Origin of the sequence: Bacillus sp. AFS017336 (assembly GCF_002555445.1) — a bacterium.
Lineage (GTDB): Bacteria > Bacillota > Bacilli > Bacillales > Bacillaceae_G > Gottfriedia.
On sequence record NZ_NUCO01000021.1, the window covers coordinates 351,732 to 365,345 of the forward strand.

At 32.5% G+C, this 13,614-nt stretch carries 13 protein-coding genes; all 13 read left to right on the forward strand.

What is annotated here, in order from left to right; genetic code table 11:
* The first annotated feature begins 83 nt into the window (after positions 1-83).
* The 13 genes from trmFO to dxr all read left to right on the forward strand — a co-directional run bounded on the left by trmFO (position 84) and on the right by dxr (position 13,607).
* Positions 84-1,388, forward strand: a complete 1,305-nt coding sequence (gene trmFO, locus CN601_RS13515) for an FADH(2)-oxidizing methylenetetrahydrofolate--tRNA-(uracil(54)-C(5))-methyltransferase TrmFO (protein ID WP_098117491.1) — start codon at positions 84-86, stop codon at positions 1,386-1,388.
* Positions 1,389-1,452: 64 nt separating this feature from the next.
* Positions 1,453-2,352: a tyrosine recombinase XerC gene (gene xerC, locus CN601_RS13520; RefSeq protein ID WP_098171318.1), complete on the forward strand. Its 900-nt coding sequence runs from the start codon at positions 1,453-1,455 to the stop codon at positions 2,350-2,352.
* A gap of 47 nt (positions 2,353-2,399) precedes the next feature.
* Positions 2,400-2,945, forward strand: a complete 546-nt coding sequence (gene hslV / locus CN601_RS13525; RefSeq protein WP_098117489.1) for an ATP-dependent protease subunit HslV — start codon at positions 2,400-2,402, stop codon at positions 2,943-2,945.
* An 11-nt stretch (positions 2,946-2,956) separates the two neighbouring features.
* Positions 2,957-4,348 carry an ATP-dependent protease ATPase subunit HslU gene (gene hslU / locus CN601_RS13530; RefSeq protein WP_098117488.1) on the forward strand — a complete coding sequence of 464 codons (1,392 nt, stop codon included), beginning with the start codon at positions 2,957-2,959 and terminating at the stop codon, positions 4,346-4,348.
* A 34-nt stretch (positions 4,349-4,382) separates the two neighbouring features.
* Complete coding sequence (codY, locus tag CN601_RS13535) at positions 4,383-5,162, forward strand: GTP-sensing pleiotropic transcriptional regulator CodY (RefSeq protein WP_098117487.1); 780 nt, start codon at positions 4,383-4,385, stop codon at positions 5,160-5,162.
* A gap of 1,037 nt (positions 5,163-6,199) precedes the next feature.
* Positions 6,200-6,964, forward strand: coding sequence for a FliA/WhiG family RNA polymerase sigma factor (locus tag CN601_RS13540; RefSeq protein WP_098171319.1), 765 nt, complete (start codon positions 6,200-6,202; stop codon positions 6,962-6,964).
* Between the two features lie 599 nt (positions 6,965-7,563).
* On the forward strand, positions 7,564-8,262 hold the full coding sequence (rpsB, locus tag CN601_RS13545) for a 30S ribosomal protein S2 (protein ID WP_056470859.1): 699 nt from the start codon (positions 7,564-7,566) through the stop codon (positions 8,260-8,262).
* Between the two features lie 127 nt (positions 8,263-8,389).
* Positions 8,390-9,274: a translation elongation factor Ts gene (tsf, locus tag CN601_RS13550; protein WP_098117485.1), complete on the forward strand. Its 885-nt coding sequence runs from the start codon at positions 8,390-8,392 to the stop codon at positions 9,272-9,274.
* A gap of 91 nt (positions 9,275-9,365) precedes the next feature.
* Positions 9,366-10,088 carry a UMP kinase gene (gene pyrH / locus CN601_RS13555; RefSeq protein ID WP_098117484.1) on the forward strand — a complete coding sequence of 241 codons (723 nt, stop codon included), beginning with the start codon at positions 9,366-9,368 and terminating at the stop codon, positions 10,086-10,088.
* Between the two features lie 2 nt (positions 10,089-10,090).
* Complete coding sequence (gene frr / locus CN601_RS13560) at positions 10,091-10,648, forward strand: ribosome recycling factor (RefSeq protein WP_098117483.1); 558 nt, start codon at positions 10,091-10,093, stop codon at positions 10,646-10,648.
* Between the two features lie 188 nt (positions 10,649-10,836).
* Positions 10,837-11,616, forward strand: coding sequence for an undecaprenyl pyrophosphate synthase (locus CN601_RS13565; RefSeq protein ID WP_098117482.1), 780 nt, complete (start codon positions 10,837-10,839; stop codon positions 11,614-11,616).
* 17 nt (positions 11,617-11,633) lie between these two features.
* Positions 11,634-12,422, forward strand: a complete 789-nt coding sequence (locus tag CN601_RS13570; RefSeq protein ID WP_098117481.1) for a phosphatidate cytidylyltransferase — start codon at positions 11,634-11,636, stop codon at positions 12,420-12,422.
* Between the two features lie 33 nt (positions 12,423-12,455).
* Positions 12,456-13,607: a 1-deoxy-D-xylulose-5-phosphate reductoisomerase gene (gene dxr, locus CN601_RS13575; protein ID WP_098171320.1), complete on the forward strand. Its 1,152-nt coding sequence runs from the start codon at positions 12,456-12,458 to the stop codon at positions 13,605-13,607.
* Positions 13,608-13,614 lie beyond the last annotated feature (7 nt).

The following is a 13,614-nucleotide window of genomic DNA, read 5'->3' on the forward strand; positions in this document are numbered from 1 at the left end:
CTATTAATTAAGAAAACTTTAAGAAAAAAAATATAAAATAATATTACGTAATTTTTATTTAAACAGCGTAGAAGGAGTTATCAATGAACGAACAATTTATTAATGTAATCGGAGCAGGTTTAGCAGGAAGTGAGGCTGCTTATCAAATTGCAAAAAGAGGAATAAAAGTACACTTATACGAAATGAGACCAGTAAGACAAACTCCTGCACATCATACTGATAAGTTTGCTGAGTTAGTTTGTAGTAATTCACTAAGAGCAAATACATTAACAAACGCTGTAGGTGTTTTGAAAGAAGAAATGAGAAGACTTGATTCGGTTATTATTCGATCTGCTGATGAATGTGCTGTTCCTGCAGGTGGTGCTCTTGCTGTAGACCGTCATGAATTTGCAAGTCGTGTTACGGAATATGTAAAAAATCATCCTAATGTAACCGTGCATAACGAAGAAATGACAAAAATACCTGAAGGACCAACTGTTATCGCAACAGGACCTTTAACTTCACCAGAACTTTCACAGCAATTAAAAGAATTGACTGGAGAAGATTATTTTTATTTCTATGATGCAGCTGCTCCAATTGTAGAAAAAGAAAGTATTGATTTAAATAAAGTATATTTAAAATCGAGATACGATAAAGGCGAAGCGGCTTATTTAAACTGTCCAATGAATGAAGAAGAATTCGATCGCTTTTATGAAGCATTAACAACTTCAGAAACAGTACCTTTAAAAGAGTTTGAAAAGGAAATATTCTTTGAAGGATGTATGCCAGTTGAAGTAATGGCTAAACGTGGAAAACAGACGTTACTGTTTGGTCCAATGAAACCAGTAGGGTTAGAAGACCCAAAAACAGGAAAGATACCACACGCAGTCGTACAGCTACGTCAAGATGACAGTGCTGGAACTTTATATAATATTGTTGGGTTCCAAACACATTTAAAATGGGGTCCTCAAAAAGAGGTACTACAGTTAATTCCTGGTCTTGAAAATGCTGAAATTGTACGTTATGGAGTAATGCATCGAAATACGTTTATTAATTCACCTAAACTATTAGAACCAACTTATAAATTTAAAGGACGTAATGATTTATTTTTCGCTGGCCAAATGACTGGAGTAGAAGGTTATGTAGAATCTGCAGCATCTGGTTTAGTAGCTGGAATTAATGCAGCTAGACATGTAATGGAAAAAGAATTAGTAGTATTCCCAGCAGAAACTGCAATCGGAAGTATGGCAAATTATATTACGACTACTAGCGAGAAACATTTCCAGCCAATGAATGCAAATTTCGGACTATTCCCAAGACTTGAAATGAAAATTAAGCGAAAACAAGAACGTTACGAAGCTTATGCAAATAGAGCATTAGAATCAATTATGAATTTTGTAGAATGTTAAGAAAATAAATTGCAAATAGCTACTTAATATGTTAGTATGTAGTGGCTTGTGAGGAGAAAATACCTTGAATATTAAAATATTGTGTCAATTGTTCATTCAGTATTTACAATTAGAGAAAAACTCTTCACAATACACATTAAATAGTTATAAAAAAATTGTTGAACAATTTCTAGTTTTTATGGAACAACAATGCATTATTTCATTTTCTTCAGTTACTTATTCTGATGTTCGTCTCTATTTAACAACTTTGCATGACAAACAGCTATCAAGACGTACAGTCTCAAAACATATTTCTTGTTTAAGAAGTTTCTATCGTTTTCTTATGAGAGAAAATGAGGCAAAAGAGAATCCTTTTGTGCTAGCGTCACTTCCTAAAAAAGAAACTATGATACCAAGATTTTTATACAAGGAAGAACTTGAAAAACTATTTAAGGTTAGCGATTTAGATACGGAACTTGGACAAAGAAATCAAGCCATTTTAGAATTGCTATATGCTACAGGTATGCGAGTAAGTGAATGCTGTAGTTTGAAATTAAAAGACATAGATTTTCAAATTGGGACTATTTTGGTAACAGGAAAAGGGAATAAGCAGCGGTATATTCCCTTTGGTAGTTATGCAGAAAAAGCTCTTCATACATATATAGAAGATGGCCGAAATAGACTGATAGTAGCTAACAAGCAAATAAATGATGATCTTTTTTTGAATCACCGTGGTACAAGGCTTACAGCAAGGGGCGTCCGTGGTATTTTAGAAAAAATGATCAATGATACTTCGTTGACTAATAAAATCTATCCACATATGTTAAGGCATACCTTTGCTACGCATATGCTTGATAACGGTGCTGATATTCGTAGTGTTCAAGAATTACTTGGACATGAGAACTTATCATCTACTCAAATCTATACACATGTAACGAAGGAAAGATTACAAAAAGTATACAATTTACATCATCCTAGAGCATAGACGAGCTCAATTTTAGAAATTAATCGACATTTCTAAGGAGGATTCAAATGTCCAATTTTCATGCTACAACGATTTTCGCAATTAGCCACAATGGAAAAAGTGCCATGGCAGGTGATGGTCAAGTAACTTTTGGAAATGCAGTAGTAATGAAGCACACTGCAAGAAAGGTTAGAAAGCTTTTTAATGGAAAAGTTTTAGCTGGATTTGCAGGGTCAGTTGCAGATGCATTTACTTTATTCGAACTTTTTGAGGGCAAGTTAGTTGAATATAATGGTAATATTCAACGAGCTGCTGTTGAATTAGCAAAAAAATGGAGAACAGATCGAGTATTACATAAACTTGAAGCCTTACTGATTGTAATGGATCATAATTCATTATTATTAATTTCTGGTACTGGTGAAGTAATTGAACCTGATGATGGAATTCTTGCAATTGGTTCTGGAGGGAATTACGCCCTTGCAGCAGGCCGTGCATTAAAGGAAAACGCAGGTGACAATCTTTCAGCAAAACAAATTGCTTATGCAAGTTTAAAGACTGCTAGTGATATTTGTGTTTATACGAACGGAAATATAATATTAGAAGAATTAGAATAGGAGAGTGTATTATGAGTACTTCTTTCACGCCTCGTCAAATTGTTGAAAAACTAGATCAATATATTGTTGGACAGCAACAAGCGAAAAAAGCAGTAGCAATTGCACTCAGAAATCGATATCGTAGAAGTTTACTTGAAGAGTCATTCCGAGAAGAGATTTCACCAAAAAATATATTAATGATTGGCCCAACTGGTGTAGGTAAAACTGAAATTGCTAGAAGGATGGCAAAATTAGTTGGAGCTCCTTTCATTAAAGTTGAAGCTACTAAATTTACTGAGGTTGGTTATGTTGGTAGAGATGTTGAATCAATGATTCGTGATTTAACCCAAACTGCCATTCGAATAGTAAAAGAAGAGCGTATGAATAAGGTGAAAGAACAAGCTGAAAAAAATGCTAATACTAGATTAGTAAAACTTCTTGTACCGAGTATGAAAAAACAAGCTTCATTTAAAAACCCACTTGAGATGCTTTTTAATCAAGATGCACAAAACTCGAATGCTGAGCAAGAAGAGAATGATACAGAATTAACGTCTAAAAGAAGAAATATAGAATTTCAACTTTTATCTGGAAAACTAGAAGATGAACTTGTTTCTGTTGAAGTAGAACAACAGCAAGCTCCAATGCTAGATTTCATGCAAGGAACTGGAATGGAACAAATGGGGATGAACTTTCAAGAGTCATTGGGTAGTTTATTTCCAAAGAAAACTAAAAAAAGAAAGCTTTCCGTTAAAGAAGCTCGTAAAATTTTAACAAATGAAGAAGCTCAGAAATTAATTGATATGGATGAAGTAACCCAGGAAGCAGTTTATAGGGCTGAACAATTAGGTATTATTTTCATAGATGAAATTGATAAGATTGCAAGTAAACAAAACTCTACTCAAGATGTTTCTAGAGAAGGAGTACAAAGAGATATCTTACCAATTGTTGAAGGTAGTACAGTTGTAACAAAGTATGGACCAATCAAAACGGATCATATTCTATTTATTGCAGCGGGAGCATTTCATATTTCAAAACCTTCTGATCTAATACCTGAATTACAAGGGCGCTTCCCAATTCGTGTAGAATTAGGAAAGCTATCTGTTGATGACTTTGTTCGAATTTTAGTTGAACCAGATTTTTCAATTATTAAACAATATAAAGCATTATTGTCTACAGAAGGTATACAAATCGAATTTTCTGACGATGCTATACGTAGAATAGCAGAAATAGCATTTGATGTTAATCAGACTACTGACAATATTGGTGCGAGAAGATTGCATACGATTATGGAAAGACTTCTTGAGGATTTATCGTTTGAAGCTTCTGAGATTCAAATGGGAACAATCATGATTACACCACAATACGTAAATGAAAAACTCGCAAATATTGCAAAAGATAAAGACATAAGTCAATTCATTTTATAGGAAACGTACAATTAAATAGGAGGCATTTAGAAAGATGCAATTATTAGAAAAAACAAGAAAGATTAATAAGTTATTACAACAATCTGCAGGAAAACCAGTAAACTTTAAAGAAATGGCTGATACATTAGAAGAAGTAATTGAATCAAACGTATTTATTTTAAGCCGTAAAGGGAAGTTATTAGGTTATGGTCTTCACCAAAAAATCGAAAATGAGCGTATGCAAAAAATGTTCAGTGATCGCCAATTCCCTGAAGAGTACACTCAAACCCTATTTAATATTAATGAAACTTCTTCAAATATAGATATTAACAGTGAATACACTGCTTTCCCAGTTGAAAATAAAGATTTATTTTCTGGTGGTTTAACAACGATTGTTCCAATTATCGGTGGTGGTGAGCGTTTAGGTACTCTAGTACTAGCGCGAATTAATCAAGATTTTGAAAATGACGATTTAATCTTAGCTGAATATGGCGCAACAGTAGTAGGTATGGAAATTCTACGTGAAAAAGCTGAAGAAATTGAAGAAGAAGCAAGAAGTAAAGCTGTTGTACAAATGGCTATTTCATCTCTTTCTTATAGCGAATTAGAAGCAATTGAGCATATTTTTGAAGAATTAAATGGTTATGAAGGTTTATTAGTAGCAAGTAAAATTGCTGACCGTGTTGGAATTACAAGATCTGTGATCGTAAACGCACTACGTAAATTAGAAAGTGCTGGTGTTATCGAATCTAGATCACTAGGAATGAAAGGTACTTATATTAAAGTACTAAATGATAAATTCTTATTAGAATTAGAAAAATTAAAATCTAACTAATTAATAATAAATAAAAACCTTTTCTCTTATGGAACATTAGAGGAAAGGTTTTTTATTTTTTACTCAACTATTGTTAGATGAAAACTTTGAACACGAATCTAGGAAATACGATCGCATTCTCTAATTCATTAAAATTGGAAGCTACATAAGTTCTTCAAAATCATTTTTTATATTGTGTAAAAATTAAATACAAAACTGTGACGGTTTATTTTATTATGAAAAAACATTGGCACGATTGTAACGTTATAATGAAAGAATATTTAGCCTTTTGAACGTATACAATTTTTAGAAAAAGCCATTCTAGAATTTAAATTTAATCAAAATATAAAAAAGAGAAAAATCAATTTAGATTAAAAAAGTTCTTTATTAAGTATTTTATTATTTTTATGTGCTTAAAATAGAAATCTAAAATTTAATAATTATTTTAAAAAAATTAACACGTATCATTCATTTTAATGAAATGTTTTAAAAAAATTAGAAAAATTTTCACATTATCTTAAAGATTATGAGGATAAATTTGGTGGATTTAATATTATAATTTTTTTAAGGTAGTAGAAAAGTGAAACATTAAGTGTAGTTCGTAATGTACTTACGCGAAAACATAATCGCTTTTTAAAAGAAGTAGTGTGCATTTAAAATACTGTTTGAGCTTGAAGGTTTAGTTGATTCTTATTAAAGAAAGCCGAAAATTTTTTAATAGATTCATATTCATTACCTAAATTATTTAGTTATTGATATAACCATATAATTTTTTCGCTTTATTAAGGTTTAATTAGCATAACATTTTAAGTGATGGAACAAATGAAACAAGACATCAGTATATTGTTGCAATGCATTTATAATACATAAAAAAATCTCTTTAAAATTAATCATAAATTTAGAGAGGACTACAAAAAAGGCGTGTGAGAACACAACGATTCAATTCTATTAATGCATTGATGACCTAATTAATTATCGTAAGTAAACTCAACTATGAAGAGTTGAATTGGAATCAAGTTATCAACATAATATGGTAATTCGCTGAGGTGAAAGACGTGTTGCAAGTTCAAAAAAATGTTTCACAAAGTTATTGGAAAACGTGGATAGAGGATCGCGATGTAAATGCAGGAGATGCGTTAATTCGCATTTATATGCCATTAGTTCATTTTCAAGTTAATCGTATAGCTCATAGATTACCTTCAAATGTCAGTAGAGATGATTTAAGAAGTTTTGCAATGATGGGCTTATATGACGCATTAGAGAAGTTCGATCCAAATAGGGATTTAAAGTTTGAAACCTATGCTTCAATTAGAATAAGTGGAAATATAATGGATGGTCTTCGTAAAGAAGATTGGCTACCTAGAACTACGAGAGATAAAGCTAAGAAAATTGATTATGCGATTGAAAAGCTAGAACCAACGCTTCAGCGTAAAGTCACCCCAGAAGAAATTGCACAATATACTGGATTTTCCTCAAAAGAAGTTGTAAATGTCATTAATGATGTATTTTTTTCAAATATGTTATCATTTGATGACCAAATAAAAGATGATGGAGATGGACAAGTAAATTTTATCCAGACGATTAGAAATAACGAAACATTAACACCAGAAGAGGAAGTACTGAAGGACGAACAAATTAAACAGTTAGCCGAGACAATTGTTGCTGAATTAAATGAGAAAGAACAAATAGTTATTAGCTTGTTTTATCATGAAGAATTAACATTTACCGAAATAGGGTCAATTATTAGCTTGTCTACATCTAGAGTTTCTCAAATCCATGCAAAAGCAATTTTTAAACTTAGGGATTTTTTTAGTAATAACTAGTATTATTCAATTTAATTTCATATGGATTAAATTTTTTCTTAATAAGTAGTTGGCATTATTATATTGTTATTTAATTATTTTGCTTTAATGAAAGAATGTAATCTTTACTATTTTGCGAGAAGCAGACAAAGTTTCTTGCTTTTTCTTTGAAGAAAAAAATATAGAAGATAAATTTTGAATAAATTAACAAAAAATTCCTATACTGATAATATTGCTTTTAGAATCAAATAAATATGTCATTCATTGGGTTGGTTGCACTATTTTGATTGATCGTTATTTTATTCAATCAAAAAATAATTCAAGTGACAAAGAAAAATTTATTTTAATAGAAGCAATTAAATAATTTGTAGAAAATCTTGGGCTTTTCTATACTTGAAATTAGTCAAGAAACGTAAAATTTTAATCAACTCAAAAATAAGAGAGTAGAAACTTCGACAATAATTTCTCGTTTTCTCTTGATAAATAATTCTTCATATGATATAGTAGTCCATGGTGTTAATACACACGCTTGCCGATTTTCTTATTGGTGCTACCCAGTATGGGAGTGATAGGAGAAGATGACGCGAGCGGAGGAAAAAGAACCATTAGGAGGAAATATAATGTCAGTAATTTCTATGAAGCAATTATTAGAAGCTGGTGTTCACTTCGGTCACCAAACTCGCCGTTGGAACCCAAAAATGAAACGTTACATCTTCACTGAGCGTAACGGTATCTACATCATCGACCTACAAAAAACAGTTAAAAAGGTTGAAGAATGTTACAACGTAATGAAAGGTATCGCTGCTGAAGGTGGAAACATCCTTTTCGTTGGTACTAAAAAACAAGCTCAAGAAGCTATTAAAGACGAAGCAATTCGTTCTGGAATGTACTTCATCAACCAACGTTGGTTAGGTGGAACATTAACAAACTTCCAAACAATCCAAAAACGTGTTAAACGTTTAAAAGATATCGAAAGAATGCAAGAAGATGGCACTTTTGAAGTGTTACCTAAGAAAGAAGTTATTCAACTTAAAAAAGAATTAGAACGTCTTGAAAAATTCCTAGGCGGAATCAAAGACATGAAGCAACTTCCTGATGCATTATTCGTTGTTGATCCTCGTAAAGAGCGTATCGCTGTTGCTGAAGCTCGTAAGTTAAACATTCCTATCATCGGTATTGTTGACACTAACTGTGATCCAGATGAAATCGATCACGTTATCCCAGCAAACGACGATGCTATTAGAGCTGTAAAACTTCTTACATCAAAAATGGCAGATGCGATTCTTGAAGCGAAACAAGGCGAAGAAACAACTGCTTAATGAGAAATTGAAAGGTGATAAGAGGGTTTAGCCTTTTATCACCTTTTTTTAAGGTTAAAATAATCAAAAAATGTTTACCTTATAAAACGATTAAATAAAATAAGCTTACATATAGGAGATGAATACTATGGCAATCACTGCACAAATGGTAAAAGAATTACGTGAAAAAACTGGCGCTGGTATGATGGATTGTAAAAAAGCATTAACTGAAACTGAAGGTAACATGGAAAAAGCAATCGACTACCTTCGTGAAAAAGGGATCGCAAAAGCTGCTAAAAAAGGTGACCGTATCGCTGCTGAAGGTTTAACTTTCGTTGAAGTTTCTGGAAACGATGCAGTACTAATCGAAGTAAACTCTGAAACTGATTTCGTTGCTAAAAACGAAGGTTTCAAAGAATTAGGTTCTATTTTAGCTAAACACATTGTTGCTAACAAACCTGCAACAGTTGAAGAAGCTTTAACTCAAACAATGGAAAACGGTGAAACTGTTGAAACTTTCATCAACCATTCAATCGCTAAAATCGGAGAGAAAATCTCTTTACGTCGTTTTGAACTAGTTTCTAAAACAGATGCTGACGCATTTGGTGCATACTTACACAGTGGTGGACGTATCGGTGTTCTTTCAGTTGTAGAAGGAACTACTAAAGAAGACGTTGCTAAAGACGTTTCTATGCATATCGCTGCAATCAACCCTAAATATATCTCTCGTGATGCTGTTTCTCAAGAAGAAGTTGAGCATGAGCGTGGAATTTTAACTCAACAAGCATTAAACGAAGGTAAACCAGAAAACATCGTTGCTAAAATGGTAGAAGGACGTATTGGTAAATACTTCGAAGAAATCTGCTTATTAGATCAATCTTTCGTTAAAAACCCAGACGTTAAAGTAGGTCAATTCGTTAAAGCTGCTAACGGAACTGTTACATCTTTCGTTCGTTATGAAGTTGGAGAAGGCTTAGAAAAACGTGAAGATAACTTTGCTGAAGAAGTAATGAATCAAGTTAAAGGTAACTAATTTAGTTACTATGAATGAAAATAGGGGACACTATGTGTTCCCTATTTTTTAAAGAACGTAAATACATAGAGGTACTTAAATGGAGGGTATTATGAGTAAAGCAAAGTATAATCGCGTAGTATTAAAACTTAGTGGAGAAGCATTAGCTGGTGGACAAGGATTTGGAATTAATCCATCAGTTATTAAATCAATTGCTGAGCAAGTTAAAGAAATCGCAGAACTAGATGTTGAAGTTGCAGTTGTTGTTGGTGCTGGTAATATTTGGCGCGGTAAAACAGGTAGCGAAATGGGCATGGACCGTGCTACTGCAGACTACATGGGTATGTTAGGTACAGTAATGAACTCGTTAGCACTTCAAGATAGTCTTGAAACACTTGGTGTACAATCTCGTGTACAATCATCAATTGAAATGCGTCAAGTTGCAGAGCCATATATCCGTCGTAAAGCAATTCGTCATTTAGAGAAAAAACGTGTTGTCATTTTTGCTGCTGGTACAGGAAATCCTTATTTCTCAACTGATACTACTGCTGCATTACGTGCTGCTGAAATCGAAGCAGATGTTATTTTAATGGCAAAAAATAATGTTGATGGAGTGTACACTGCTGACCCATCAATCGATAAAACTGCTGTAAAATACGAAACACTAACATACTTAGACGTATTAAAAGAAGGTTTAGGTGTAATGGATTCAACAGCATCTTCATTATGTATGGACAATGACATTCCACTAATTGTATTCTCAATTATGGAAGAAGGTAATATTAAACGTGCCGTTCTTGGCGAAAATATTGGAACAATCGTAAGGGGGAAATAAAAATGTCTAATCAAATCATCTCTTTAGCAAAAGAAAAAATGACTAAAGCTGTTTCAGCTTACACAAGAGAATTAGCGACTGTTCGTGCTGGTCGTGCAAATCCAGCTATTTTAGATAGAGTTTTAGTTGAATACTATGGTGCTCCAACACCACTTAACCAAATGGCAAATATTTCAGTGCCAGAGGCAAGATTATTATTAATTACTCCTTATGATAAAACTGTAATTAACGATATGGATAAAGCAATTCAAAAAGCTGACTTAGGTTTAAACCCTTCAAATGACGGGAATGTAATCAGAATAACATTCCCACCATTAACTGAAGAGCGTCGCCGCGATTTAGTTAAAAGTGTAAAGAAATTAGCAGAAGATGCTAAAGTTGCAGTTCGTAACATTCGCCGTGATGCAAATGATGATTTAAAGAAAGCAGAAAAAAATGGCGATATTACTGAAGATGAATTACGTGGTCTTGTAGAAGACATTCAAAAACAAACAGATTCACATATCGAAAAAATCGATGGAATCTCAAAAGATAAAGAAAAAGAGATAATGGAAGTTTAATACTGCATTGCAAGGTATATCTTACTAGCGCTTAGAAAAATAATGAATTTTTCATTTTATGGTATTACATAATTTCATTATTGCATTATAATTAAATAAACTAAGCGCTTTGAGTAAAAAGACCCTCTGTTTAAGGGGGTTTTTTTACTCAATGCTTTAATTAGATATACTTAAACGGAGGATTAAAGATGTTTAAATTAATTTCTTTTTTTAAAAGAAATAAGGTAGAGAAAAATGTACCTCCAAGTTCGCAATTAAATGGGGTCGATGGAGTAATTCCTGAGCATGTTGCTATAATAATGGATGGTAATGGTAGATGGGCACAAAAGAGAAGTTTACCAAGAGTAAAGGGTCACTACGAAGGAATGAAAGTAGTTCGAAAAATCGCAAGAACTGCAAGTAATTTAGGAATTAAGACTTTAACTCTATATGCTTTTTCAACTGAAAACTGGAAAAGACCAAAAACTGAAGTAGAATTCTTAATGAAGTTGCCACAAGAATTTCTAGGTACATTTTTACCTGAATTAATCGAGGAAAATGTACAAGTAAGACTAACTGGAAATAAAGAGCAATTACCAAGCTATACAACCGAAGCAATATTAAAGGCCGTTGAGGAAACAAAGAATAATACAGGCATGGTATTAAACTTTGCCCTAAATTATGGATCTAGAGATGAAATAATAAATGCAGTTAAAAAGATTTCTTCAGATGTATCGGATAATAAAATAAATAAAGAAGAAATTAATGATGAATTGTTTAATTCGTATTTAATGACAAGTGATTTTAAAGATCCAGATTTGTTAATTAGAACTAGTGGGGAATTAAGAATTAGTAATTTTATGCTTTGGCAAATTGCTTATTCTGAACTATATTTTACTGATGTATTATGGCCAGATTTCACTGAAGAATCTTTAATTGAAGCAGTGAAAGAATATCAAAATCGTGCAAGAAGATATGGTGGTATTTAAGAAAGCGGTGAACGAATTTGAAACAGCGTATTATAACAGGAGTTATAGCTGGAGCATTATTTTTAGGATTAGTAATATTTGGTAAATGGCCGTTTGGGATACTTGTATTTGCTTTAGGCACAATCGGCTATTTTGAATTAATAAAAATGAAAAAGTTTAATTTATCTAGTGCACAAACGGTACTAGGATTAATTTTAACATTGGTTTCTATCATACCTAATGAACTGTCAAATAAGGTATTTCCAGATCAAATTGGTAAAACTGAAATTTCTATTGTATTAATCCTCTTACTTTTATCATATACGGTAATTACAAAGAATACATTTACTTTTGAAGATGCTTCTTTCATAGTATTAAGTAGTTTATATGTAGGCTTTGGTTTTCACTATATGTACGAAATGAGAAATATGGGGATTGCTTACTTTTTCTTCCCATTATTCGTTATATGGGCAACTGATTCGGGTGCATATTTTATTGGTAAAGCAATGGGTAAAACAAAACTTTGGCCAGATATTAGTCCAAATAAAACGATTGAAGGTTCAATAGGTGGAATTATTTGTGCCATAGTTGTTGCAGTAATTTTATCGATTATGTTAACTTTAAATCATAATATACTATATTTAGTACTAATAGCCGTTTTAGTATCTATTTTTGGTCAATTAGGTGATCTTGTTCAATCTGCATATAAAAGACATTACGGTGTAAAGGACTCAGGAAACCTGTTACCTGGTCATGGTGGAATTTTAGACAGATTTGATAGTATCATTTTCACATTGCCAATCGTCTATTTATTATTTACGTTATAGTATTAGTTTTTGTATTTAAGGAGACATATGAGAATGAAGAAAATCAGCTTACTCGGAGCAACTGGTTCAATCGGTATTCAAACACTTGATATAATTAGAAATCAATCGAATGATTTTGAATTAGTCGCATGTTCTGCCGGTAGAAATATTGACGAATTATATAAGATAATTTTAGAATTTAATCCAAAACTAGTTTCAGTTGCAAGTAAAGAAGAAGCAAGAAGACTAGCGGGGCTAGATATCCCTTCTAAGACGAAAATTTTATATGGCGAAGAAGGTCTAATCGAAGTTGCAGTCCACGAAGACAGTACAATTCTAGTAAATGCAGTCGTTGGAAGTGTTGGCTTAGTGCCTACAATGAATGCAATCCAAAGTGGTAAAACAATCGCTCTAGCGAATAAAGAGACTTTAGTAACGGCTGGTCATATTGTAATGGCAGAAGCAGCAAAATATGGTGTTTCAATCTTACCAGTTGATAGTGAGCATTCAGCGATCTTCCAATGTTTAAATGGTGAAAACCCAAATGAAATACATAAATTAATTATCACAGCTTCCGGTGGTAGTTTTAGAGACAAGACAAGAGATCAATTAAAAGATGTTACTATTGAAGATGCCCTAAATCATCCAAATTGGTCAATGGGTGCTAAAATTACGATTGACTCAGCTACAATGATGAATAAAGGTTTAGAAGTCATTGAAGCGCATTGGTTATTTAATATGCCATATGAACAAATTGATGTAGTATTACATAGAGAAAGTGTTATTCACTCTATGATTGAATTTAAAGACGGTAGTGTAATGGCACAATTAGGAACACCTGATATGAGAGTCCCTATCGCATATGCACTAAACTATCCTGAAAGAAAACCAGTAGCAAATCACAAACCATTAGATTTAATTAAATTTGGGACACTTCATTTTGAAAAAATGGATTTTAACAGGTTTAAATGTTTGGATTTTGCTTATCATGCTGGAAAAATAGGTGGTAGTTTACCAACAGTGTTAAATGCGGCAAATGAAGAAGCAGTAGCTGCTTTTCTTCAAGGGAAAATATCATTCTTACAAATTGAGAATTTTATAGAAAATGCTCTTGAAAAACACAATGTAATAAGTAATCCTTCATTGGAAGAAATTCGTAGCATTGATGATCAAACAAGACAATTCGTTTCATCACTAATAAAGTAAGGGTGGT